Annotated in this window: 19 protein-coding genes and 1 pseudogene; 7 read left to right on the top strand and 13 right to left on the bottom strand. The window is 36.0% G+C overall.

Going from position 1 to position 24,438, the window contains the following annotated elements; translation table 11 throughout:
• Nucleotides 1-449 precede the first annotated feature (449 nt).
• The gene (locus MW688_RS20655; protein WP_486737899.1) at nucleotides 450-1,145 is read left to right on the top strand and encodes a chromophore lyase CpcT/CpeT; all 696 of its coding nucleotides are present in this window, start codon (nucleotides 450-452) and stop codon (nucleotides 1,143-1,145) included.
• Between the two features lie 242 nt (nucleotides 1,146-1,387).
• On the opposite strand, the pseudogene MW688_RS20660 reads toward MW688_RS20655, so the two are convergent.
• The 3 genes and pseudogenes from MW688_RS20660 to MW688_RS20670 all read right to left on the bottom strand — a co-directional run.
• Nucleotides 1,388-2,785, bottom strand: a pseudogene (locus tag MW688_RS20660) (tetratricopeptide repeat protein); the annotation flags it as partial.
• 694 nt (nucleotides 2,786-3,479) lie between these two features.
• Nucleotides 3,480-4,376 carry an NAD(P)-dependent oxidoreductase gene (locus MW688_RS20665; protein WP_486737900.1) on the bottom strand — a complete coding sequence of 299 codons (897 nt, stop codon included), beginning with the start codon at nucleotides 4,374-4,376 and terminating at the stop codon, nucleotides 3,480-3,482.
• The gene (locus tag MW688_RS20670; protein WP_486737901.1) at nucleotides 4,369-5,547 is read right to left on the bottom strand and encodes a tetratricopeptide repeat protein; all 1,179 of its coding nucleotides are present in this window, start codon (nucleotides 5,545-5,547) and stop codon (nucleotides 4,369-4,371) included. Before MW688_RS20670 ends, MW688_RS20665 begins: the two co-directional genes overlap by 8 nt.
• 30 nt (nucleotides 5,548-5,577) lie before the next feature.
• On the opposite strand from MW688_RS20670, the gene MW688_RS20675 reads away from it, so the two are divergent.
• Both MW688_RS20675 and MW688_RS20680 read left to right on the top strand, forming a co-directional pair.
• Complete coding sequence (locus MW688_RS20675) at nucleotides 5,578-6,696, top strand: esterase-like activity of phytase family protein (RefSeq protein ID WP_486737902.1); 1,119 nt, start codon at nucleotides 5,578-5,580, stop codon at nucleotides 6,694-6,696.
• Nucleotides 6,693-7,277, top strand: coding sequence for a CpcT/CpeT family chromophore lyase (locus tag MW688_RS20680; protein WP_486737903.1), 585 nt, complete (start codon nucleotides 6,693-6,695; stop codon nucleotides 7,275-7,277). Before MW688_RS20675 ends, MW688_RS20680 begins: the two co-directional genes overlap by 4 nt.
• Before the next feature lie 778 nt (nucleotides 7,278-8,055).
• Here the strand turns inward: MW688_RS20680 and ftsH3 are convergent.
• Together ftsH3 and MW688_RS20690 are read right to left on the bottom strand one after the other, a co-directional pair.
• Complete coding sequence (gene ftsH3, locus MW688_RS20685; protein WP_486737904.1) at nucleotides 8,056-9,903, bottom strand: ATP-dependent zinc metalloprotease FtsH3; 1,848 nt, start codon at nucleotides 9,901-9,903, stop codon at nucleotides 8,056-8,058.
• 368 nt (nucleotides 9,904-10,271) lie between these two features.
• Nucleotides 10,272-10,565 carry a ssl2009 family thylakoid membrane protein gene (locus MW688_RS20690; protein ID WP_486737905.1) on the bottom strand — a complete coding sequence of 98 codons (294 nt, stop codon included), beginning with the start codon at nucleotides 10,563-10,565 and terminating at the stop codon, nucleotides 10,272-10,274.
• Nucleotides 10,566-10,750: 185 nt separating this feature from the next.
• On the opposite strand from MW688_RS20690, the gene MW688_RS20695 reads away from it, so the two are divergent.
• Nucleotides 10,751-12,049 carry a protein kinase domain-containing protein gene (locus MW688_RS20695; RefSeq protein WP_486737906.1) on the top strand — a complete coding sequence of 433 codons (1,299 nt, stop codon included), beginning with the start codon at nucleotides 10,751-10,753 and terminating at the stop codon, nucleotides 12,047-12,049.
• A gap of 71 nt (nucleotides 12,050-12,120) precedes the next feature.
• On the opposite strand, the gene MW688_RS20700 is transcribed toward MW688_RS20695, so the two are convergent.
• Nucleotides 12,121-12,987, bottom strand: a complete 867-nt coding sequence (locus tag MW688_RS20700; protein ID WP_486737907.1) for a 3'(2'),5'-bisphosphate nucleotidase CysQ family protein — start codon at nucleotides 12,985-12,987, stop codon at nucleotides 12,121-12,123.
• A gap of 146 nt (nucleotides 12,988-13,133) precedes the next feature.
• Between MW688_RS20700 and efp the strand changes: the two genes are divergently transcribed.
• Both efp and accB read left to right on the top strand, forming a co-directional pair.
• Nucleotides 13,134-13,691, top strand: coding sequence for an elongation factor P (gene efp / locus MW688_RS20705; protein WP_486737908.1), 558 nt, complete (start codon nucleotides 13,134-13,136; stop codon nucleotides 13,689-13,691).
• A gap of 148 nt (nucleotides 13,692-13,839) precedes the next feature.
• On the top strand, nucleotides 13,840-14,319 hold the full coding sequence (gene accB, locus MW688_RS20710; protein WP_486737909.1) for an acetyl-CoA carboxylase biotin carboxyl carrier protein: 480 nt from the start codon (nucleotides 13,840-13,842) through the stop codon (nucleotides 14,317-14,319).
• A gap of 17 nt (nucleotides 14,320-14,336) precedes the next feature.
• On the opposite strand, the gene MW688_RS20715 is transcribed toward accB, so the two are convergent.
• The 6 genes from MW688_RS20715 to MW688_RS20740 form a co-directional block, all read right to left on the bottom strand.
• Nucleotides 14,337-14,972, bottom strand: a complete 636-nt coding sequence (locus tag MW688_RS20715) for a GerMN domain-containing protein (protein WP_486737910.1) — start codon at nucleotides 14,970-14,972, stop codon at nucleotides 14,337-14,339.
• Between the two features lie 52 nt (nucleotides 14,973-15,024).
• Nucleotides 15,025-15,843, bottom strand: coding sequence for an LmeA family phospholipid-binding protein (locus MW688_RS20720; protein WP_486737911.1), 819 nt, complete (start codon nucleotides 15,841-15,843; stop codon nucleotides 15,025-15,027).
• A gap of 14 nt (nucleotides 15,844-15,857) precedes the next feature.
• Complete coding sequence (locus MW688_RS20725; RefSeq protein ID WP_486737912.1) at nucleotides 15,858-17,351, bottom strand: hypothetical protein; 1,494 nt, start codon at nucleotides 17,349-17,351, stop codon at nucleotides 15,858-15,860.
• A gap of 20 nt (nucleotides 17,352-17,371) precedes the next feature.
• A complete protein-coding gene (gene pgsA, locus MW688_RS20730) occupies nucleotides 17,372-17,908 on the bottom strand; it encodes a CDP-diacylglycerol--glycerol-3-phosphate 3-phosphatidyltransferase (protein ID WP_486737933.1) in 537 nt (178 codons plus the stop codon).
• A 775-nt stretch (nucleotides 17,909-18,683) separates the two neighbouring features.
• Nucleotides 18,684-18,929: a DUF7219 family protein gene (locus MW688_RS20735; RefSeq protein WP_486737913.1), complete on the bottom strand. Its 246-nt coding sequence runs from the start codon at nucleotides 18,927-18,929 to the stop codon at nucleotides 18,684-18,686.
• Between the two features lie 32 nt (nucleotides 18,930-18,961).
• Nucleotides 18,962-19,261 (bottom strand): hypothetical protein, encoded by a 300-nt coding sequence (locus MW688_RS20740; protein ID WP_486737914.1) that lies wholly within the window; start codon nucleotides 19,259-19,261, stop codon nucleotides 18,962-18,964.
• A gap of 146 nt (nucleotides 19,262-19,407) precedes the next feature.
• On the opposite strand from MW688_RS20740, the gene MW688_RS20745 reads away from it, so the two are divergent.
• The gene (locus MW688_RS20745; RefSeq protein ID WP_486737915.1) at nucleotides 19,408-20,964 is read left to right on the top strand and encodes a metallophosphoesterase family protein; all 1,557 of its coding nucleotides are present in this window, start codon (nucleotides 19,408-19,410) and stop codon (nucleotides 20,962-20,964) included.
• 29 nt (nucleotides 20,965-20,993) lie between these two features.
• Here MW688_RS20745 and MW688_RS20750 read toward each other — a convergent pair whose 3' ends face one another.
• The gene (locus MW688_RS20750) at nucleotides 20,994-24,329 is read right to left on the bottom strand and encodes an FkbM family methyltransferase (protein ID WP_486737916.1); all 3,336 of its coding nucleotides are present in this window, start codon (nucleotides 24,327-24,329) and stop codon (nucleotides 20,994-20,996) included.
• Nucleotides 24,330-24,438: the final 109 nt, after the last annotated feature.

Raw genomic sequence — 24,438 nt, forward strand, 5'->3', positions numbered from 1 at the left:
GGAGGCAGGAGTTGAAAGGCAGCTTTGCTGGAGGTTGGTATAGATGGGGATTTTATACCATATCCTGTTGGTGAAAACATACTTATTTGTGAGGTAAGGCAACAGGCAAGAGGCAACAGGCAAGAGGAGTTCAAGCCATTTTTGCTGAATTTTAAAAATGGGTTTTGAAAACCGGATTTAGTATTAACCCATATCTAACCGCAGACCACCAAAGTCTTCGATTTGGTGGGGGACTTCAACCCGATTGGGCGAGGCACAAAGGCTTTACTTTAATTTAACTAAAAATCTTCCCTCCTGCCTCCTGCCTCCTGCCTCCTGCCTCGCCCGAAGGGGGTTAATTTAGTACATAAGTACTGGGGCAAGATATGAGGACAACCTTGTTGTCATCCCTTGAAGTATAACAGTTATTTGTTAAAATCTTTGAAAGAATTGTGTTACCAAAGTCCAATATGAATAAATTTATTAAAATTAGCAGTTTTGCTTTATTCTCAATTATTTTCTGGGGTTCAGAAAGTCAAGCAGCAACAGAACCACCTATTTCTGAACAATTGCAAGAAGTAGTAGAATTATTTACAGGAATCTTTGATAATAGTGAACAGGTAGCTAGTAATGGAAGTGTTCCCCTAATTAATATGTCTAATTGTTCAGTAACAGCAACGGGGAATCCTAGAGATCAAGAAGCGGTTTATTTAGAACAAACTACTGGGGGGAACCCCTTTCGTGTGCGTTATTATGGATTTGACGAGGGGAATCAAAGTATTGAGTTAAGTATTAGTTCTTTTATAGATGAAAATGAAGTATTAGGAACTTGTAATCAACCCCCATCTCAACAGGTTATTGATTTAAATAATGTAGAAACCAGCACCTGCGATATACTTCTTAATTGGCAACCCTTTGGATATACTGGAAATAATGCTCCTCAAGGATGTCCCACAAGTTTTCCTGGAGGTCGAGTAATTTCTCAGGTGGAAGTAAGACCAGATGGAATTGATTCTTTAGACCAGATTTTTAATGCTGATGGTGATTTATTATTTGGTACTTTAATTGAATTTAGAGCTACTTCTATTCCTGAACCTACTGCAACTATTAGTTTATTACCAATGATATTTCTTGGGTACAAAAAATTTAAAAAGGCGTTGCGATAGCCAAGGAAATTTTAACAAAAATATGAGCGATCGCTTTTCTTATGTTAAATTACATAGTACGGGTGAAAAAGTAAGATAAATGAGGGCGCAAGTATGAGCGCCCCTACTTTTTTTGAAAAGATTGTAGGGTGCGTATTAGCATACATAAAACTTTGGAATTCAGCATGATGTAATTAATTGCCGTAACGCACCAAACTCTCCCGTTGCACATTTTAAAATCCCTATTCAGATTGAATCTTAACCTACAATAGTTTTTGTAACTCCTCAATTAACTGTGGTTGACTCTCCATAATTTCTAACAACTGTAATGCTATTTCTGTATTTAACTGCGGAATATTATTCGCTTGTGCCATTGATTGTAAAATACTAATTAATGTTTCTTGATTGCACTCTAATCGTTTTTGCATTTGCAACACTTTTAGATTTAATTTCACAGTTAAGGTATCGGGATGATTTTCTCCTAATTGTTGTTCCCTGATAGATAAGCTACGAAGATACAATGGTTCTGCTTCACTGTAACGTCCTTGAGAATAATATAACCATGCTAAGTTATTAAGACTGGTTGCAGTATCGGGATGATTTTCTCCTAATTGTTGTTCCCTGATAGATAAACTACGAAGATACAATGGTTCTGCTTCACTGTAACGTCCTTGAGAATTATATAACCATGCTAAGTTATTAAGACTGGTTGCGGTAGAGGGATGATTTTCTCCTAATTGTTGTTCCCTGATAGATAAGCTACGAAGATACAATGGTTCTGCTTCACTGTAACGTCCTTGAGAATTATATAACCATGCTAAGTTATTAAGACTGGTTGCGGTAGAGGGATGATTTTCTCCTAATTGTTGTTCCCTGATAGATAAGCTACGAAGATACAATGGTTCTGCTTCACTGTAACGTCCTTGAGAATTATATAACCATGCTAAGTTATTAAGACTGGTTGCGGTAGAGGGATGATTTTCTCCTAATTGTTGTTCCCTGATAGATAAGCTACGAAGAAACAAAGGTTCTGCTTCACTGTAACGTCCTTGAGATTTATATAAATTTGCTAAGTTATTAAGACTGGATGCGGTATCGGGATGATTTTTTCCTAATTGTTGTTCCCATATAGATAAGCTACGAAGAAACAAAGGTTCTGCTTCACTGTAACGTCCTTGAGAAGAATATAACCCTGCTAAATTATTAAGACTGGATGCGGTATCGGGATGATTTTTTCCTAATTGTTGTTCCCATATAGATAAGCTACGAAGAAACAAAGGTTCTGCTTCACTGTAACGTCCTTGAGAAGAATATAACCCTGCTAAATTATTAAGACTGGATGCGGTATCGGGATGATTTTCTCCTAATTGTTGTTCCCTGATAGATAAGCTACGAAGATACAATGGTTCTGCTTCACTGTAACGTCCTTGAGAATTATATAACCATGCTAAGTTATTAAGACTGGATGCGGTATCGGGATGATTTTCTCCTAATTGTTGTTCCCTGATAGATAAGCTACGAAGATACAATGGTTCTGCTTCACTGTAACGTCCTTGAGAATTATATAACCATGCTAAGTTATTAAGACTGGATGCGGTATCGGGATGATTTTCTCCTAATTGTTGTTCCCTGATAGATAAGCTACGAAGATACAATGGTTCTGTTTATAAACAATTAGTTTAAGTTGATGAAGTGCGATCGCTATTTTAGTTAAGAGATTTCAAAATAAATAACGATCATTTTTTTACACAAATAATCTTGTTAAACAGTTGGAAAAAAGTTACTAACAATCCGATTATAGCAAAAATACATGAAGTAATTGTGGACGAATAATAAAGTGGGAGATTGGAAAAGTTTTTGCGCCTGGGGCGATCGCTTTTCCTATGTTAAATTACATAGGATACGGGTGAAAAAGTAAGATAAATGAGGGCGCAAGCCTTGCGCCCCTACTTTTTTTCAAAAGATTATAGTTTGTAGGGTGCGTATTAGCATAAATAACACTTTGGAATTCAGCATGATGTAATTAATTGCCGTAACGCACCAAACTCTCCCGTTGCACATTTTAAAATCCCTATCTCGACTGAATCTTAACCACTTAACTAAATATGCAACTACCTTTTTTTATGAGCGGTGATTCGGAGACTCATATCTTGCCCGCAAGTGCAAAAGTACGGAATAGGCCAACAGGGGAGAATCAATTTTTAAGCGCGATCGCATTAATTCTTTTACTTCAAAACTTCAAAACTCATTACTGATTACTCAACCCTCACCAGTAAATGAGTGATAAAGATGCAAGATCTGAGGTGCCTCCTGCCTCAAAAGGATAACCTTTGTACCTCACAAGAATGGGAACTGCTATACATCAGGTGATTTTTGTTTATAAGAGCGAAACATAGCCTGAGTACCCTGTTCAGCGCCTTTGCCCTCATCAAAAGTTGCGGCCAATTTAAATAAACTTTCAGCTAAATCTACCCCAGGGAAACTTTTTTCCTGAGAATCAAAACTATCTTTAACCAGACGTAGATCCTTAAGTATATGCTTAATCATAAATCCCGGGTTAAAATCTGAAGCGATAATTTTCGGACCTAGATTACTTAGTGCCCAAGACCCAGCGGCACCAGTACTACAAACTTCTACAATTAAATTAGGGTCAATATTTTGTTGATTAGCGAGTTCTAAGGCTTCACACAAAGCCACCGTATGTACAGCGGCGAGGACCTGATTACACATCTTAACAGCTTGACCACTACCAATTGGACCACAATGATGTATATTTTTACCCATAACTGTAAACAGGGGATAACATTTATCAAAATGCTCCTGATCACCTCCTACCATAATAGTAAGAGTTCCGTTGATAGCACCAATATCACCCCCTGAGACTGGGGCATCAAGAAAACCGAATCCTCGCTCTTGGAAAGCTTTACCAAGGTTAATAGCAGCTTCAGACCCGATTGTGGTCATATCTACCACTATAGCTCCCGGTGAAGCTAAATTAATCACACCGCGATCGCCTAATAACACTTCTTGCACATCAGGCACATCACCGAGGCAAGAAAAAATAATTTCTGCCTCTCCTACAGCAGACTCTAAAGAGGTAACAACTGTGGCGCCACCTTCGGAGGCAACGGTTACTCCTGGACGATTTGGGGTACGATTCCAAGCCTTTACTTGATAGCCAGCTTGGGCAAGATTAGCACTCATAGGACCTCCCATGACTCCTAATCCGAGGAAAGCTATTGATTTAGTCATTGTTATTTAATCTCTCTTGTGTTTTAGCGATTTGATCATTAAAATAAGCTTGTTGATAATTCAAGGATTCAGCCAGATTTAATCCTGCTTGAAAAGCCTTTAAAGCTTGTTGATAATTTTCCTGTTGAGTATAAATTTTACCAATTTGATCGTAGGCATTCATCGAACCATATAAATCGTAGGAATTTTGATACACTTCTAAAAGGTCTCTATAGGCGCTCAAAGCTTGGTCATAGGCAGAAACACTGTAATATAGATTAGCAATTCTCAACTTAGCTTCTGCGGCTAAACCGTATTTTTCTTGAGAGATAGCTAAATCATAAGCCGCTTGATAATTAGCACTAGCATCTTCAACTTGATTCAAAGCTTGATAATCTGAACCGAGAGATAGTTTTAGAATTGCCAAATCATCTAATTGTTGATTGTTTTCATAGGTAGTTACCAGTTGCTCTTTGACTACTATTGCATTTTCTGGTTGTAGCGCTTCGCTGTATATTTCCGCTAATTTTTGTAAATAAATTCCCTCTTGTAAAAAATCAGATTCTGCTTGAGCTATACTAAGTAAGTCTTCGTAAATAGTAGCAGCATTGAGATAATCAAAGCGGGCTATATATAATTTCCCTAAGATAGTTAAAACTTCTTTTTCTTGTTGAGTATCATTGAGAATACGTACTTTGGTTAATAATTCTTCATAAACAACAATCGCCCTTTGTAAATTATGTATTTGTTGATAAGCTTCCCCTAAACTTTGCAAAAAACTTAAATCTACATCAGTAGAATTATTTAATTCTTGTTCAATTACTTCTAAACGCGCCGTAATTATTTTGAGATCATTAACTCGTTCATTTTCCCAAGCAATACTGCCAACTCTCCCCAAAGCTTTAATTTCTCTTAAGGGATCTAAAACTCTTTCTAATCTTAGAAGACGATACCAAGTAGTAAAAGCTGCTTCTGGGTTACCTGCGGCTAATTCAGCCATGGCTTGTTTATCTAATTCCTCAATTGCTTTTTCAAGGCGATAATTCTCAAAAGAAGTTAAAGGTCTGTCGATACTAGGAAGTAAGGGATCAGGTGTGGTAATCTCTAAAGGAGAAGGAGGCTGAGCTAGAACTACTGTACTCCATAGCCAAATAGCTATGGGGAGTAACCAAGAACGATAAGAAGAAAACATTATTAAACTATTGATTTGAATGATCGCCTTATGCAAATAATAATTACTTTGATATTGGCTATTTTAGTAGGTGGCTGTGCAATTTCGCCACGAGTGATGGCCCAAGACAGATTATTTTTACCCATCTCTCTCGAATTTTTAGGAGAATATCAACTCCCAAAACAAGAATGGCAGGGGACTACAGTAGGTGGTCTCTCGGGTTTAGCTTATAATCGCCAAACCGGAGATTTTCTGGCTATTTCTGATGACCGCAGTAATTTGGCACCAGCTCGTTTTTACACCATCAATCTTCAAATCGACGCTGACACCATCACCGATGCCACTATCAAAAAAGTAACTCTCCTCAAAAATGAACAACAAGAAACTTATCCTCCTGGTAGTATAGATCCCGAAGGTATCGCTATTTCTCCCAGGGAAAGTATTTATATCTCTAGTGAAGGTATTCCTAGCAGTAAAATTGCTCCCTTTATTCAAGAATATGAACTAGAGAATGGCACACTCAAAAGTAGTCTTAATATCCCGCAGCGTTATCTCAATACAACAGAACCACCGACAGGAATGGCTGAAAACAAAGGCTTTGAAGCTTTGTCTCTTAGTCCTAATAGTTTACTTCCAGATGACCCATTTCGTCTATTTACTGCTACTGAGTCCTCTTTGCTACAAGATTATGACAATCAACAACCTCAGAAAAATTCACCAATTCGGATGATGCACTATGTGATAAATTCTGTAGGTCCTCCTATTTTAGTGGCTGAACATCTCTATTCTCTAGAAGCAAATCCTTATCCAGATACTCTAGATAATGGTTTAACTGAATTACTAGCACTTCCTCAAGAAGGTTATTTTTTGAGTTTAGAACGAACTTTTGATTTATCTGGTTTTGGTGCTAAAATTTTTCAATTGGTGATTGCTAATGCTACTGATATAAATAGTGTAGCTAAGTTAACTGGCGACTTAAGTAGAATTCAACCAATACAGAAAAAATTAGTGATAGATTTAAGCCAACTAAATATCGAATTAGATAACCTAGAGGGTATGACTTTGGGTCCTGTTTTAGCATCGGGTGATCCCAGCCTAATTTTAGTTAGTGATGATAACTTTAGAGAAGAACAAGTGACACAATTTTTATTATTTCGGTTAAAATCATGAATCAATCTGAACAAATAAAAACTTTAGCACGTCTAATGGCGGCGGATTTTAGTAATCAACAGCAAGCTTACGATAATCCCCCATTTTTTGCCCATATTCGCGTATGTATGCGCCCTTTACCAGAAAGTGTTTTATCAGCAACTAGTTTGTTTTTAGAACAAGCCTATGATTTTATGCTGAATGCCCCCTATCGCTTAAGAGTTTTAAAATTTAAAATAGTCGAAGATCGCATCGAGTTAGAAAATTACCGGGTTAAAGACCAAGAAAAATTTATAGGTGCAGCACGCGATCGCGATAAACTCAAAACCCTAACTGCTGAACAACTAGAGAAGCTTGATGGCTGTGATATGGATATAGAATGGAATGGCTCAAGTTTTAAAGGTGTTATTAAACCAGGGAAGGCTTGTATAGTCGAACGCAAAGGCAGAAAAACTTATTTAGATAATAGTTTTGAAATTGACCAAGAAAAACTTATTAGTTTTGATAGAGGTTTTGATCCAGTAACTGATGAAATGGTCTGGGGTTCAATTGCAGGTCCTTTTCACTTTACTCGTATTACCAGCTTTGCTCAAGAGGTTTGAAGTTTATACTGGTGGCGCTTGATTTGTAGTTGATTATCTCGTACTCACAAGATAATTCGGTGCGTTACGCGCTCCGCGCTAACGCACCCTACCTTGACTGTTGGCCAATTTCTGTAATTTTGTATTTGCGTGCTTTGATATGAGCCAAATAGAGATTGAAATCGTAGGTTGTAGAGTGCGTTAGTTTGTAGGGTGCGTTAACGAAGTGTAACGCACCGTTGATTATCTCGTAATCACAAGATAATTTGGTGCGTTACGCGCTCCGCGCACTTCACACCCTACCCTGACTCATTTACTGGTGGTGGTTGAGTAATGAGTAAGGAGATTTGTAGGGTGCGTTAACGAAGTGTAACGCACCGTTGATTATCTCGTACTCACAAGATAATTTGTGCGTTACGCGCTCCTTTGCGGTTCACGCTACCCTGACTACCTGTTTCTTCTAATATAATTCGGTGCGTTACGCGCTCCGCGCACTTCACACCCTACCGTGACTCGTGTTACGAGTTTTGCTCAAGAGGTTTGAAGTTTATCTCAGATCTTGCATCTTTATCCAAAGTTACTTGTGGTGGATGAATAATGAGTTTTGAAGTTTTGAAGTTTTGAAGTAATAGAATTAATGCGATCGCGCTTAAAAATTGATTCTCGCCTGTTGGCCAATTTCTGTACTTTTTTAGGAGTGAAAGATCTAAGTCAATACTAGATTTAATGCTACAAAAAAAGAGAATGAATTAACTCATTCCCCTAAAGATATTAAATTAAGTTATTGCTATAAGTAAAGTTAAGCGATAACACCCATTTTCAGGTCATTATTTGCTAACAACTCTTGTAACTCATCAGCATCTACAGTTTCTTTTTCGATAAGTAGTTGCGCTATTTGATCTAAAATGTGACGATTACTAACTAAGATATCTTTAGCGCGACTATATGCCTGTTCAACTAAGATACGAACTTCTTCATCAATAGCTGCGGCAGTTTCGTCAGAAAAATCACGATCAGAGGCGATATCACGTCCTAGGAAAACATTACCATTTTGTCTTCCTAATGCTACAGGACCAAGGCGATCGCTCATCCCGAAACGAGTTACCATTTGACGAGCGCTGTTAGCTACTTGTTGTAAGTCGTTAGAAGCTCCTGTGGTTACTTCTTCTTCTCCGAAGATGATTTCTTCAGCTAAACGACCACCCAAAGCTACAGCCATTTGGTTTTGCAGATAAGAACGAGAGTACAAACCAGACTCTACCCTTTCTTCACTAGGTGTAAACCAAGTCAAACCACCAGCATTACCACGGGGAATTATGCTCACTTTTTGTACTGGATCATAATCTGGTAGCAAAGCCCCTACTAAAGCATGACCTGCTTCATGATAAGCTACAATTGCCTTGCGTTTTTCACTCATGATGCGTTCTTTTTTCTCTGGACCTGCTAAAACGCGGTCTATGGCATCATTAACTTCATCCATGGAGATTTCTGTTAAATTACGACGAGCCGCTAAAATAGCCGCTTCATTGAGGAGGTTAGCCAAATCAGCACCAGTAAACCCAGGAGTCCTGCGGGCAATCTTATCTAAGTCAATATCTTTGGCTAAAGTTTTACCTCGGGCATGAACATTGAGAATTTCTTGACGACCTGCATAGTCTGGACGGTCTACTACTACTTGACGGTCAAAACGACCTGGTCTGAGTAAAGCTGCGTCGAGAACATCAGGGCGGTTAGTAGCTGCGATTACGATGATTCCGGTATTGCCTTCAAAACCGTCCATTTCTGTGAGTAACTGGTTAAGAGTTTGTTCTCTTTCATCGTTACCACCGCCTAAACCTGCGCCCCGTTGACGGCCTACTGCATCAATCTCATCGATAAAGATGATACAGGGAGCGTTAGCTTTTGCTTGTTCAAATAAATCTCTGACTCGTGATGCCCCTACACCTACGAACATCTCCACAAATTCTGAACCGGAGATTGAGAAAAATGGTACACCAGCTTCTCCTGCTACAGCGCGGGCTAAGAGAGTTTTACCTGTTCCTGGAGGTCCTACTAATAAAACTCCTTTAGGTATTTTTGCACCTACTGCGGTAAAGCGATCAGCATTTTTTAAGAAATCTACTACTTCATTTAGTTCTAATTTAGCCTGTTCAATTCCTGCTACATCGCCGAAGGTAACTTGTGTTTGGGGTTCCATTTGTACTCTGGCTTTGGATTTGCCAAAGTTCATGGCTTGAGACCCAGGACCACTTTGAGCGCGACGTAGGAGTAAAAATAGCCCTACTAATAATAAGATGGGGAAGAAAAGACTACTCAAAGCTCTGAACCAGAAACCATCGTCACTCGGGGGGATAACTGAAATATCCACATTGTTTTTAACCAAAAGATCTAATAATTCTGGATCGTTAGGTAAGTTAACAACTACTGGTGTTCCATCTAGAGCTGTTACTAAAGCTTGACCGCGATCTGGTGTTAGTTTAACGCTTTCTACTCTGTTGCTTTCTACTTCTGAAACAAACTTACTATATTTCCAGGTTTCTCGACTCTGAGATGGTTGCCCTAAAAAGGCTGTCCCTAAGGCTAAGACTACTATTGCTAGGAGAGCATATAACCCTGCGTTCCGCCATTTTTTATTATTTTTGTTCACTCTTTTTTATCTCCTTATTGGTCATGGTGACTTTTTACTACATTGGTTTTTTGCCGAGGGATTTTCAATCCCGAAAAGCCAGAAAAACTTTTTTTAAGTATCATTAACTTATGTTAACCTTTCTCAGGAAGTATTGACACCTCTAATTAACTTTTGTCTTGATCAATATCTCTTGCTAGTTATATTGTAGCCTTGACAATTTTTAAAGAAAGACAAGAAAAACTCTGGTGATATTTAAGCAAAATCTACTCTAAGTGTGAGATATCACCCAAATAATTACTTTATGCACCGAAATACTCCCATTTTAGCCATCACTCTTCTTTGTTTTATCTTTTTTCCTAATTATCAACTCAAACAAGAGTAGCTAACTATTGAGTATCAGTTTCTTCAATATTGTGAACCAGATTAAGTTTGTGGCGCATATCGTCAATTGCGGTATTTAATTCGGCTATTTTTGCCTCTAAACTCACAGAGGAGTTATTAACGGTTTCTAATTGGTTAGAATAATCAGAAATAGGCAAATCATCAGAAGATTGGTTGTTGTCTTTGGCAAGATCATCAGAAGAGCGAGACCCCAATACTATTCCGACACAAGCCCCCACTAAACCTCCAACCACACTACCTAGTAGTAAGCCTCCGGCAAAATTATTACGTTTACTCATATCTTTTCCCTATCAATAGCTGTTTTAATTTTATCCTATATAGTTTTTATTATTTATATTCTAGGCGATCGCCGACAAAAAAACCCGATTTCCTTACTGCCTCAATGGCGATCACAACTTCTCTTTATGCTTAACTTGTAAGGAATAAACTATAATAGAATTTATTCGGTAAATTAATTATTCTTATGAGCTTATGTCTTGTACCTGAGTGCCTTTCTAAAAACTCAGCAACAGCCAACTTCTGTCAAAGATGTGGAGCAAAATTGCTATTTCAAGAGCGTTACCGGGCACTTGAAGTTATCGGTCAAGGAGGTTTTGGCACAACTTTTTTAGCAGTTGATGAAGGTAAACCCTCTCGTCCTTATTGTGTAATTAAACAATTTTCGCCTAGTAGTCAAGAAAGTCAATATTTAGAAAGAGCCTCTCAATTATTTAAACAAGAAGCCGATAGACTGGATGAATTAGGCGATTATCCCCAAATACCCGAACTTCTATCGTATTTTAATTATGAAGATAAACAGTATTTAGTTCAAGAATATATAGAAGGTAAAAATTTAGCAGAAGAACTAAGAGATAATGGTGTATTCGATGAAGCAAAAATTTACGTGGTTTTAGCTGATTTACTCCAGATTTTACAATTTATTCACTCTAAACAGGTAATTCATCGGGATATCAAACCAGAAAATATCATTCGACGAAGTAGAGATAATAAATTAGTTTTAGTTGATTTTGGTGCAGCTAAATATCTTGATGAAGGGAGTAGAAGCAAAACTACAGGTATAATCGGAACTGCTGAGTATGCAGCACCAGAACAACTCAGAGGAGAAACACAATTTAATAGCGATCTCTATAGTCTTGGGGTAACTTGTCTTCATCTTTTAACTAATGTTAATCCATTTGATTTATTTAGTAGCGCAGAAAATACCTGGGTATGGCAGCAATATCTACCTCCTGATAACTCCCTTAGCCATAAACTGACGACAATTCTCAATAAATTAGTTGAACCAGCAGTAAATAAGCGTTACCATTCAACAGAAGCCGTGTTAAGGGATTTAAATGCCGATTTAATCGCCCCTAAGCCGACTTTTTCCGCTAGTAAACCAAGTCCCCCTCCTCCTGTAAAATCACAATATAAGCAAGAAAAAGTTTATCCTGCGGTTATTAATAGCATTACCCGCAATCAGAATGCCAAGCCTAGTTCCTTCAAAGCTGAACAAGCTAAAATAGTCAGAAGAGCGATCGCCGCTTGCATAGCCCTTCCCTATTTAGGAGGTATAATTCTCACTATTCTAGGTAGCATGATTACAGGAGCAGCATCGGGTGCCTCAGGGCTGTTTTTATTTACGGGGTTGTTGGCCTTTTGGTGTCGTAATATGGCGATAAACAAGAAGAGAGACCCCCTATTTTGGTTTTTGCTCGCTATTCCTTTTCCTGTATATTCTTTAATTATTCTGGCTGTTTTGCCTCCTAGTAGTTCTAAATAAACGGGTTTTAATACTTCCCCTCCCCCCAGGGCTAGAAGCCCGTGGGCTTGAGTTGGGAAAACCTTTAATGATTAAGCATCAATTTCAGCTAAAAGAGCGATGGCTTTTTCACACAATTCTTGATGACAGTGACCATTACTAGCCATGATTCCACCCCATTGTTTAACATCACCTTTGTTATAAGTTAAGGGTTTACCATCAAAATAAGTCATTTGTCCGCCTGCTTCCGTGAGAATTAACTCCGGCGCCGCGAAATCCCAGTCTTTTGGGGCAGATTTTCCCGATAGAGAGATATAAACATCCGATTGTTGTTCTAAGATGGTGGCTATTTTTTTTCCTACACTTCCCACGTAGTTCCTTCCTTTTAGAGGCAATTGGTCAATTAAGTTTTGAAAGCGATCATCTCTATGAGTACGGCTGACTACAAGAAATAATGTGTCAATTTGGTTTCTCGAAGAAACTTTAATCTTTTCAGTTTTACCATCTTTAGTTTCTACGTAAGTCCCCTCATCTTTGATAGCATAGTAAATTTTTTCTGCTTCAGGTATGGCAACCACAGACAAAATAGGGCGGCCTTGGTGAGTTAGAGCAATATGAACTGCATATTCTCCAGTTTTGTCTATAAAATCCCGTGTTCCATCAAGAGGGTCAATAATCCATACATAGGGTTCTGTTAGAGGTTCTGTGCCTTGATAAGTTTCTTCACTCAAATAGCCAAAATCAGGATCATTTAAAGATTTTTGTAAATTTTCTAAAATATAATGATTACAAGCTAAATCTGCCTTGGTTACAGGACCATCTTTCCCTTTTTCTTGATTTTCTTGAATATCTTGTTTATAGTATTGACGAAGAATATCACTAGCCCCCCAAGCTACAGAGCGAGTGATTTCCATAATTTTATTTAACTGTGCAGAATCTAAATGCAGATTAGTTGCCATGTTTTTTTGATAATTTGGTAAACATTTGAATTTTACCCGAAACAGGGAAAGAAACTGCAAGTTTTTTGTTTTAGTTAATATAAATATTTGGGCAAGAGTACTAAATCAGGTAAAATATAAACTTGTCTGTGCACAAATGATTTCACATGATTTCTAGCAATGATTTTCGTAGTGGCGTAACCATTGAAATAGATGGTTCTGTTTGGCGAGTAGTGGAATTTCTCCACGTCAAGCCTGGTAAAGGGTCTGCTTTTGTTCGCACTAAGCTTAAAAATGTGCAAACAGGGAATGTGGTTGAGAAGACTTTTCGAGCGGGGGAAACAGTTCCTCAAGCTAATCTAGAAAAGCGTACTATGCAGCATACTTATAAAGAGGCTGAACAATACGTTTTTATGGATATGGAAACTTTTGAAGAAACCTCTCTAGGTTCAGAACAAATTGGCGATCGAGTGAAATACATAACGGAAGGAATGGAGGTAAATGTTCTGTTTTGGAACGGACAAGTATTAGAGGTAGAATTACCAACTTCGGTTATTTTAGAAGTTACTGATACAGATCCTGGTGTCAAAGGTGATACGGCTACGGGTGGTACTAAACCTGCTATTGTGGAAACTGGGGCCCAAGTAATGGTTCCCCTGTTTATTTCCATAGGCGAGCGTATTAAAATAGATACTCGTGATGATAAATATCTTGGTAGAGAATAAGTTTAGTAAGGTGCTATAGTTTGAGAGCAATCACAGAGCTATAGCCCCTATTCCCTCTAATTAGAAACATAAATACTGGCTTGATTGTCAATTTTTGATAATCATCCCTTCACTAAATAATTAATTAACAATATAGGATATATGCGTAGTGTCAATAGATTACGAAAAATTGCGCGAACTGTTAACGACGATCGCTAAAACTCAGATTACGGAACTCAATCTCAAAAGCGAAGATTTTGAATTAACTGTTCGTCAAGAAGCCAATGTAAATGTATCCCCTAAATCAGTAGAAACAAAATCAGGGGAATCTCTTCTAGAAAGGGATCCTATTTTATCGATTCCTGTTAATCCTCTAGAGAATACAGGTAATTCTCCACCAGAGAAGAATTGGGTAGCGATCACTTCTCCCATGGTTGGTACTTTTTACCGTGCTCCCGCTCCTGGAGAGCCTAGTTATGTAGAAGTTAATGATCGCATTACCTCGGGTCAAACTGTTTGTATAATTGAAGCAATGAAACTGATGAATGAAATAGAATCAGAAATAGATGGACAAGTGATGGAAATTGTTGCAGAAAATGGTCAACCAATAGAATATGGTGAAATTCTAATTTGGGTTAAACCAAGTTAAGTAATATTTTATACTAATTACTTTTCTGCCAAACTGAAGTTTTGCTCAAAATCAGCGCGAGTCATCGGCTGATTAACTATTAATCCTTCTCCACCCAAAACCTCTAAAGGTTCTCCTTCGATATCAATCCAAACTGGTTGATTGGGATTAAGAACAGTTGATGTGTAAATAATTTGGGCCAAACGTGCTGTCATTTGAGCACTTCCACCACCAAAGGTAAATTCTTCAGAAAGATTCACATGAACACCATCTGCTTCTACTTTTAAATTCAAGAGCTTGGTTTCTTGTGGTATAGTAGTTACGTACTTGTCCTGGTCCGGGCCTGCTAAAAGTATCTCCATCGTGTTCTTCAAAGCTTCTTCTGAAGTGGCAGAATCAACTTCTGAGGATACTGATGCTGGAACTAAAGATATCTCTGGACTTTCATTATTTAGCCAATATACTTGAAGAAGCTCGTTTTCTGGTTCTGATTCGATTATCTCAGGAGAGGTAGAAATACTAGGAGGCTGGGGCTCAGGGAGATTACCAGAAGATGATGTGGTAAATGATTTATAAGCCCACCAAGCAGCTCCTCCCCCTAGGGAAAGTAAAGCTACGGAAACTAAGGTTACTAAGCCTAGATTAATGCCTTTTTTTTGAGGTTTACGACGCATAAATATTTATTGCTCCAATCTTAAACATCTTAAACAGTTAAATAAATTAACTTTATTGTACATAGATCGCGTTTGATTGCTCTAAACTAACTATAGCTGCTAGATTAATTTCTCCGTCAACTATTTCTAGTTGCAAAATTCTCCCTGTGACTCCCAAGGATTCCCATGTTCTTAAATCTAAAACTTGATTAATTCTTTCTAAAAAATTTTCAAGCAACCTATATGATACTTTTCTGCCGTTTATTTCGGCAACTGGTTCTATAATTTCTATACTTCTCCCCTGGGTAATTTTAAATCCAAATTCTAATAATATAACTATTTCTGGGTTTTTTGTGGTAGCTAAATTTTCTGATTGTAGATTTAGCTTTAATTGTAATCTCTCCTCCCTCAGCATCTTTAACTCCATCCTATCAACTCGATAATTCCTCGGAGGAAATCTGCCACCACTAGCTTGACTGATAGTATTTTCTAGATAAGATTGAATTTCTACTGATTCTAAGGCTTGATTTAAGTCAGTTTCAAGAAGGACTACCCGTAAAGCTAATTGTAAAGGTTGCTCTAGAATAATAGGATTGACAACAGAGGCAGATTGTTGATTTCTCAAGAGTTTAACGTCAACTTCTCCCGTTTCTATCTCTAATGCCTCTATTCTTGCCCCAGGTATTGGATATAAACCTCTAGTAGCTATTCTTATTTTATCAGCTTTACCTTGTAATAAAGAATAATTAGGCTGACTATCAACACGCACTACTATAGTTTCTGAAGCGGCGGCGCGATCGCGTATTGCCTTTTCTATTCGTGTTTCTGTGATTATTCCTGTGGGGCTAATGATTGCGATCAAGCCAGAGAGAAAAACTGCGAGAATCTCCATAAATTTTATTTCTACTAATTTTTTTCAATTTCTGGAAGTTTTAACAATACTCCAATGAAAAACCAGTAGTATACAGCCACTGGATCTACTACTAAAGGATAGTACCATACGTTATAACTAATCAAGACTATAAATAACCATAGAGATTTTGCCAAATTGCGATATGATTGTTTCTCTAGTGACAGATAAACTTTTAGCGTCATCCCACAAATAATTGATACTGTTACCAAAAAAACTAGTAAACCGAGCCATCCTATTTCATACCATAATTTTAGTGGAAATATTTCTACTAGTTTAATTTCTCCTATGTGACGTGAAGCACTTGCTGTAGTACCTAATCCTTTTCCCAATAATCCTGGTTTTACTTCGATTATCCATTGAAATTGTTTCCAGATAAATTGGTGAGGTGGTGCATATTGCCATCTTTCTATAAAACTATTGACACTTTCTCCCCAAATCTCTGAATTACCCATTATTAATGTTAAGATAGTCACACTGATCATGATTAAAAAATTTTTTTGGCGATATTGTTTATTAACTATGAATAAAAGTATAAAAGATAGGAAAAATAATAAAAAAGCTACTCTTTGACCAGAAATTAGAGTTGCTATAAAGATTAAAGCTAGACTTATTTTTGCTATAAATTTCCAGCTTACTTTAGGTTCAATTAGATAACTTCCGAAACTCAAAAAAGTATTAGCTATTAAAAACCATCCCCATTGCCAAGGTGCCACAAAAGTTCCTGGTAACCTAATTAATCCCCATTCAGGTCTATATAGTAAAGACCCCCCTACAAAACATCTTGCTTGTAAACTTGCTCGTGAAGCCGCTGGCTCTGGTAAGTTCATATTCCCTTCACAAACACCATTTACTAGTAAAATATATTGAGTTAAACAAAGTAGACAACAAACTATTACTATAATACTATTAACCCGGCTCAAAATCAGTAAATCTTGATGATTACGAATTAAATAATATCCACAGATAATTAAAGGCATATATCCTAAAAATAATTTTAGTCCTAAAATGCCTATAATAAATAAATTATTACTAGATTGATAGTTGATTTTCCCAAAAAAGTTGACGAAAAATAAAGAAGCTAGGCATGTGATTAGTAAGGCTGTGAGCGCGTAAAATAGCAACTTATATTTTATTCTTAAGCGATTCAAACAAGAACTATTAACAAGGACAGAAGCTAAAGCAGGAAAATAAAAACAATCTTTAATTAAGTGTAAACCAAAAGAAAAATCAGCATAATTAACATAGCCATCTACAGGTTGATAAACAGAATCGAAGCTATAGGTAACTGTACCAGAAAAGGGAAGATAAATGAGAAATAACCATAATCCCCAACGGGGATATATGAAGAAAATATTGAAAATAACTAGCATTAACAAGCTAAAAATTAAGCCGATTTTCAGTCCTAAAATAATAGTTAATATACAGCTAACAATTGGGAAAGAAATAAAATTAAAAATTAAAAATTTTTCCGTTTTTCCGATATTCATGATTAATTTCACTATCTTCTCTAACTTAAGCCTTGAGTATCTACCGCTTGTTTAAAGTAAAGAAAACCAGATAAAATTGTTAAAAATACTGCTAACCAAAAACTAATTAGTTGAGAGTAATACCAATCAGCAGATAGTGGGGCAATTAATAAGGAAATAGCGAAAATTTGAGATACTGTCTTGAGTTTACCCCAAATATTTGCACCAGTAATGTTTTCACTTTTTTGTAGATTAGGATTAACTCGCCATCCGGCGATGGCAATTTCTCGACCAACTATTAAAAATACTCCCCAAGCTGGTATTTGTTGTAACTGAATCAAAGCTAATAAAGGAGCAATTACTAGTAATTTATCCACTAAGGGATCTAAAAATTTCCCTAATTCGGTAACTTGTTCAAGTTTACGAGCTAAATAACCATCTAACCAATCAGTTGCGGCAGTAATTACAAAAATAGTTAAAGCAATTAGACGTTTTTCGGTGGTAGGATCCCCTAATAAATAGAGAATAAAGGGTATTCCTACCAGACGAGAGAGAGTTATAGAATTAGGTAAATTAATCATGATGTTGATAGGATTACGCTATATTATATTCAGAAAGTAGAGTAAACAAATTAGATCTTGCGGTATTCTTAAGGCATTTTTGCTTCTCTATCTAGAATAGCTCTACTTTCAACAAATTGCCGTCTTAACTAATCTTGCAGGTAACTCACATCACTCGCACCTTTTCCACTCATTTGCTGGTGGGGTGCAATAAACTTACTCAAAATTGCCAGCGAAAGCGGAGAGCGCCTTAGAGGCTGTTTTTTGGTCAATAATCTTGAGTTATTGGGAGGCGCTCTCCGCCACTTCATAAGTTATTTGTGACCCCAAACCATTAACTGGTAAAGGCTGGCAATTTTGAGCAGGTAATCTCAGAGCGGGTAGGTTTTTAACATTTCGGTGAGGACGGGACAAGCTCAGATCTTGCATCTTTACCTAATGTTACTTGTTGTGGTTAAGTAATGAGTTTTGAAGTTTTCAAGTAATAAGTAAGAGAATTGATCCTAAACGCTTAAAAATTGATTCTCCCTTGTCGGCCAATTTCTGTACTTTTTTAGGAGTGCAAGATATGAGGCAAGAGAGGCACCGAGGCTCCGAGAGTTAGGTACAACCTCATGAGTCCTTTGAAATGCTATAACTCATAACTTCTTACTTTAAGACTTCTTACTTCAAAACTTCAAGACTTCAAGACTTCAAGACTTCAAGATTCATCCACAAGTAACTTTGGATAAAGATGCGAGGGTCTGAGTATGGGGTTACCTTTGGCGGTAACATCAGTTAATAGTGCTAACAATTAATCCTGATCTTGACCCAAGATATTTTCTTTAGATTCTTTTAATGTTTCCCAAAGTTCTTTAATTTTATCATAAGCATCTAGAGGCTTAATTTTTCCATTAGCCTCTAAACCACAAATCAAAGAGACTCTTTGAGCAAATTCTTGAAGATTCGCATTAAGAACTAAATTTTCGGGAGTAAATTCCCCTTTGTATTTACCAAAAGGGTAAAGAAATTTATCTTTATCTGAATTAGAATCGCTCATAAAATGAATAAGTATATTTTCTAGGGTTATAATTATTGAGAATAGCTGATTTGTGTCCAACCAATAACTTTATTACCAAGTTTAAAAATTATCGAACTAGCTAAATTTAGTTTTTTCACAGAATTAGCAATTAAATCTTCTGTAGCTTTAGCTTGATTGATTTGTGTGGGACAAGCTTGAAAATCAATACATAAAACAGCGGAATTTCCCCCAGTTTCTCGATAGACTTTGCACGCTTGAGGTAGAGAAATAGCTAAAGAGCGAAATTTAATCAGGGCAGCTATTTCAAAGTTATGACTAGTACAATTAGAAAAAGATCGTTGATCAACCATAAGTTATAATACTTAAAAATAATTGAAAATACTAATGATCAATTAGTAGATTTACTCTAAGTTAACAGTTTAACCCTCAGAAATAATTATAAGATAGATAATTTGATACAATATTTTAAAATTCTTGACAAAAAAAGTTAAAAATAATGAAGTTTGTCACAGATCCACCCGTTGTGGACAAAATTAGTAAAATGAAGGGGCGTGTAGCTTGGCAGCATCCTCTAATAATTCAAAAGTCTATCGATCAAACTAGCTTAGTAATTGATGACGAAAGAAGAGAAGATCCCAATTTCTCGTTTATAGTAATGGGAGATAGTGGCGCAGGTTCTCATTCTGAACATCATCCTCAACGAGAGATAGCAGAAAAAATCTTGAATAATCTAGAAGACTGTCGTTTTATTTTACACACAGGGGATCTAGTTTACCAGGTAGGTTCCAGGGAATATTATCAAAAAAATTTTATACAACCATATCGAGAATTACTCAAGGGAGGAGAATACCCCCAACAAATTAGCTACGATAAAATGACTTTTCGGTGGCCATTTTTACCAGTATTAGGCAATCACGACTACTACGACTTACCATTCTACTCCAGTTTAGTAGTTCAAGCCAGCGCCCCTTTGCGTTTATTCATGGGTCTTCCTGTAGAATTAAATCTAGGCTGGGAGGGTTCTAACCAGGGTGAAGTTTATGCCAAAGCTTTTTTGGATTATCTCCAACAATTCTCATCTCAAACAAAGCTTTTAGCTCATTTAAACCAGCATTATACTGCTAAAACCCAAACAGGAAAAGCCCTATATTATCAACCAGGAAAATTTACTCGTCTACCGAATCGCTACTATCAGTTTTCCTATGGAGGAATTGACTTTTTTGCTCTTGATTCTAATACTTTTAACTCTCCTTCTCCTTTACCATCTGATTCCATTGGAGATGCTTATCGTCATAATTTAGAAAAACAACTCAAAGAACTTGAGCAACAAGAGTTAGAATTATGGGAAAATAAAGAAAAATTAGGAGACACTCCCGAACAAATTGGCGAATTAGAAGGGCAATTAGAACAAATTGAAGAAATTAAGCTCGATATAGAGAAGCAACTGAACGCCGAGGGGACCATGATTGTAGATATAGAACAATTAACATGGTTGAAAAATCGCTTGATTGAATCTTGGCATAATCAGCAAATCAGAGGCAGAGTTATTTATTTTCATCATCCACCTTATGTAACTGAAGTAAATAAATGTAATCAAGCCCAAACTTTGGCAGTAAGAAGAAATTTACGCTGGGTATTAGATGAAGTAGCCAAAGAAGTAAAACTACCAAGAGAGAATTATCCTTTGGTGGATTTAGTTTTAAATGGTCATGCCCATTGTTTAGAATATTTACAGACGGAAAATACAGGACACGCTGACTCCTATATTAATTGGCTGATTTGTGGCGGGAGTGGCTATAGTCTACGTCGTCAGAATCCTGAAGCTATAGAATTAACAGAAATTCCTCAAGGAATAGTAGCGCGATCGCATTTATTCCTCGGCTATAGTGGTTATGGTAATTCAGTTCGTCGTCCTTATTCTGCTGTGCGTATCGAAGTTTCACAAGGGTTTCCTCCTAAATTTTTAGTTAAACCCCTAGTTAGAGAGAGATATCGTGGGGAGTGGCGAGATTTAGAAATACAACCATTTACCATCAGCGCTAATCATGTTTAAATAAAAAATTATTGCAAATATCCCTGTTGTTAAAAATTTATATTACTAATATCGATTACTGGAGTATTAGCCTTAGTCACTATTTCTTGATTTTCTCTAGATAGAGCAATTCTACCCCTAATTTTCAGTAATTTTTTAAAATCTGAGAACCAAGGAATTGGGCAGATTTCTGGTTGTTGATTTATTTCATTCTGGTTAGTTTCTAAGAAAATATTCATAATTACATAATCAAGTATCACATGCACTTCTTCTTGGGGTATTTTATGAAAAACAATAAACAATCTTAATTTCTCAGATTGAGGATGCTGTATGAGCAAATTTATGGCTTGTGATAAATCCTGATATAAATCTTCTTGTGGTTGTTGCCAATCTGGAAAAATTCCTAGATTAATTTTATTATCTTGAAATAAAGATTTAGCAACATATTCTTGTGCTGTCATATCTTTTAATATAGTCTCACTATGCCAGGGATCAAAAGGAATTAATTTTGATGTAAGCAAATGAGGGCGGAAAAAGAATTTAGCCCGCTCATTTAGTAAACATGCAGTAAAGGAAAAAGAACTGTTAGATGTGGCTACTACGTCAGCTTGACTTAAAACCCAAAAATCTGGATAAAATGGGGCTTCAGGGATATTAACCCCTAAATCTCTTGCTGTTATTGGCTTGTACTGAGCAAAATCATCTACTACCTTTTCTAGTTGATCGCTGGCAATATATAATATAGGATTATCTAAAGTTTCCCAAAAGCCTTCTAAAAAATCTTGATACCATTTACTAGGGGCAACAAAAAAGTAATCATAGCCAAAATCACCTCGTCTCAAATGAAGAGCTACTACTGTTTTATTATTTAAAGAAAGATTGTTCCATGCTGTTTCTAATTGTGCCTTTAGCTCTGGTGATACTTGAAATAAAGAACGAAAATAGTTTTTATAAGGAGCATAATAACGGGTATGATCTTGAAAAAATCCGTAAAAATTTACATTTTGATGTATTTTTGTTTCATCAGCAATAATTGGCACAGAACACGATTCATAAGTGGTATCTAAACTAGGTAATTCCTTAGTTATGGGTGGGTCTTGAAATCCAAATAAATACTGCCCAATCCAAGATGGTGTTTCTAATCGCAGATTGTGTTTTTGAGAGTATATTTTTAAAAAAGCATATTGAAAAAGTTGATTAGCAAAACCACCATTGTCACCTAAACTAGACATGGTGATTACTGGTTTTTTCACATAAAAAGCATCTCCCCAAACAAGGTGATAGGGAGTGGTGGTTGCCACTCTCATAAAACCATGGTTTTCTAAAAATTGATCTATCTGATCTATCTGATCTATCACATCGCCATTTTCATAAAATTCTACGTAGTTAATTTCAGTATTAATTGCCTCTATGTATTGTAGTAAATTACTAGCACCCTCCAACGCCAGTAATTCTGCTCCTTGAATATCCATATTCAGAAAATTAAAATCAGATGGATTTAAATTAAGTTCTTTGAGTATATTATCTAACTTTTTACTAGGTACTTTTATTTGCTTACTTTCCTTGATTATCCTATTGTATTCAGTTATTTTTTTTATTGGTAAAATCGAACTACTTTCACCCATTGAAGTTACATCCAATGTAGTCATACCATTTTCATTACTAACAGCACAATTAATAGCTTCGGCTTCTGGGATATCTTTAATATTATTTTCTAATTCAGCAAATACTTCTGGATTTGCTTCTACTAATAGTATCTTTTTACTTCCTAAAGATTGATATACTTTCGCGTCTTTTCCTTGATGAGCTCCTAAATGAATAATACCTTTAGGTGTGATGTTGTACTTGTGAAACATTTTTGGTAGATCAAGCATTCCTATGGGATCACTTTGCTCAATATCTTGACCAATATTGATAGGAAATCTTTCATGACAAGCCAAAAACTTACTATATTGATAATTTTCCCAAGCTGGAACAAATTCAGAATAATAAGATAATTTCCTCGGCTGAATTTTAAAAATATTGTATCTATATTTTGTTAAATACTTAAATTTTTGTTCTAGATTAATTTTTGCATTTAAAAAAGTTCCACCATCTTCAAACTGAATAAAATCTATTGCGCCTTTTTGCAGTAAATTTTTAGCTCCATACAGTACGTCTAATTCTCCTTCTTCAGTATCTATTTTTAAAAAATTGATTCGTTTAATTCCCATTCTTTCAACATATCGATCCAAACTGGTTGTTAAAATTGGAAATACTTGAGGTGGTTGAATATTATAGTGTTTTTCAATCTCAAGACGGCGATTAAATGTACTCCAACTAGGTTGATTAATGTAGTAATAAAACTGTTTAATTTCTTCTTTTGCACCAATGGCATAATTGTTAGCAAAAAATCTTCCAGTTTCTAGAAAATCAACATTATTTTGTAGTAGTTTGTGATAGTTTTGAGGGAATGGTTCAAATAAATGTATTTGAACATTTTTATATTTATTCAATACTGACTGACTCCAATCGCCCAGATGAGCGCCTACATCAAAAACTACATCTTCTGGATGAATAAATTGTTCAATTACTAATTTTTCTCCAGTTTGATCAAGAATTGTTTGATTTTCTCTTGTTTGGTTTTGACGAAACGGTAAACACAATTGACTAATTTCAGCAGGTTTTAAAAAATATTCCCTCAAGCAAATTATGTTACCAGATTGATTATTGTTATTGTTGAAGATATAGTCATTGTCTATATCTAGGGTTTGCAGATCAAAAATTCTTTCTGTAGCATTTTCTTCTGCACTTATAAATATACTCAAGCTGTAACCACAGTTTTTTAAGATTTTAAGAGAGTCTTTAGTTAAATTTTTAAATTTACTTTGTTGACTAGCACCTACTCTATACTCAAACATAATTAGTTGAGGAACTAGAGATGGAGCTAACTCTTGTAATTGTCGAATAATAATTAGTTCTGCACCTTCTACATCTATTTTTAGACAATTTATTTTTTGGGCATTGATATTAATAAATAGTTGCGGTAAAGTAAGAGATGTAACCTGTTTTTTTTCTGTATAAGTATCCCACCAGTCTGAATGTAGAGAATATAAATTTAGGTTTTTTGAACCATGAGAATTTCCTATATATACATTCTGTATACCATTAATATCAGAAACACAACTTTCAATTAAGTTGATTTTAAGATCATTACATAATTGTTTGAGATTATTTAGCGGCAATGGTTCTACAACTACAGTATCATTAAACCCTAGACGTGCAAACATTTCAGAATAAAGCTTAAGATTTCCTACACCAATTTCAATACAAGTCCCTTTTTTTTCATTATCCAATAATGGTAAGAGAATAGATAGTAAATTTAAGCAGCAGGATTCAACCTTCATTATTTTTTAGTAAAAATATTATTTATATTATATATTTTATCATATCGAATCAAGTTTTTATGTAAACTTTGATGTTTTTAACGAACTTGTCTTCAAAGTATCATCTTCA

The sequence above is a fragment of the Johannesbaptistia floridana genome (assembly GCF_057440575.1).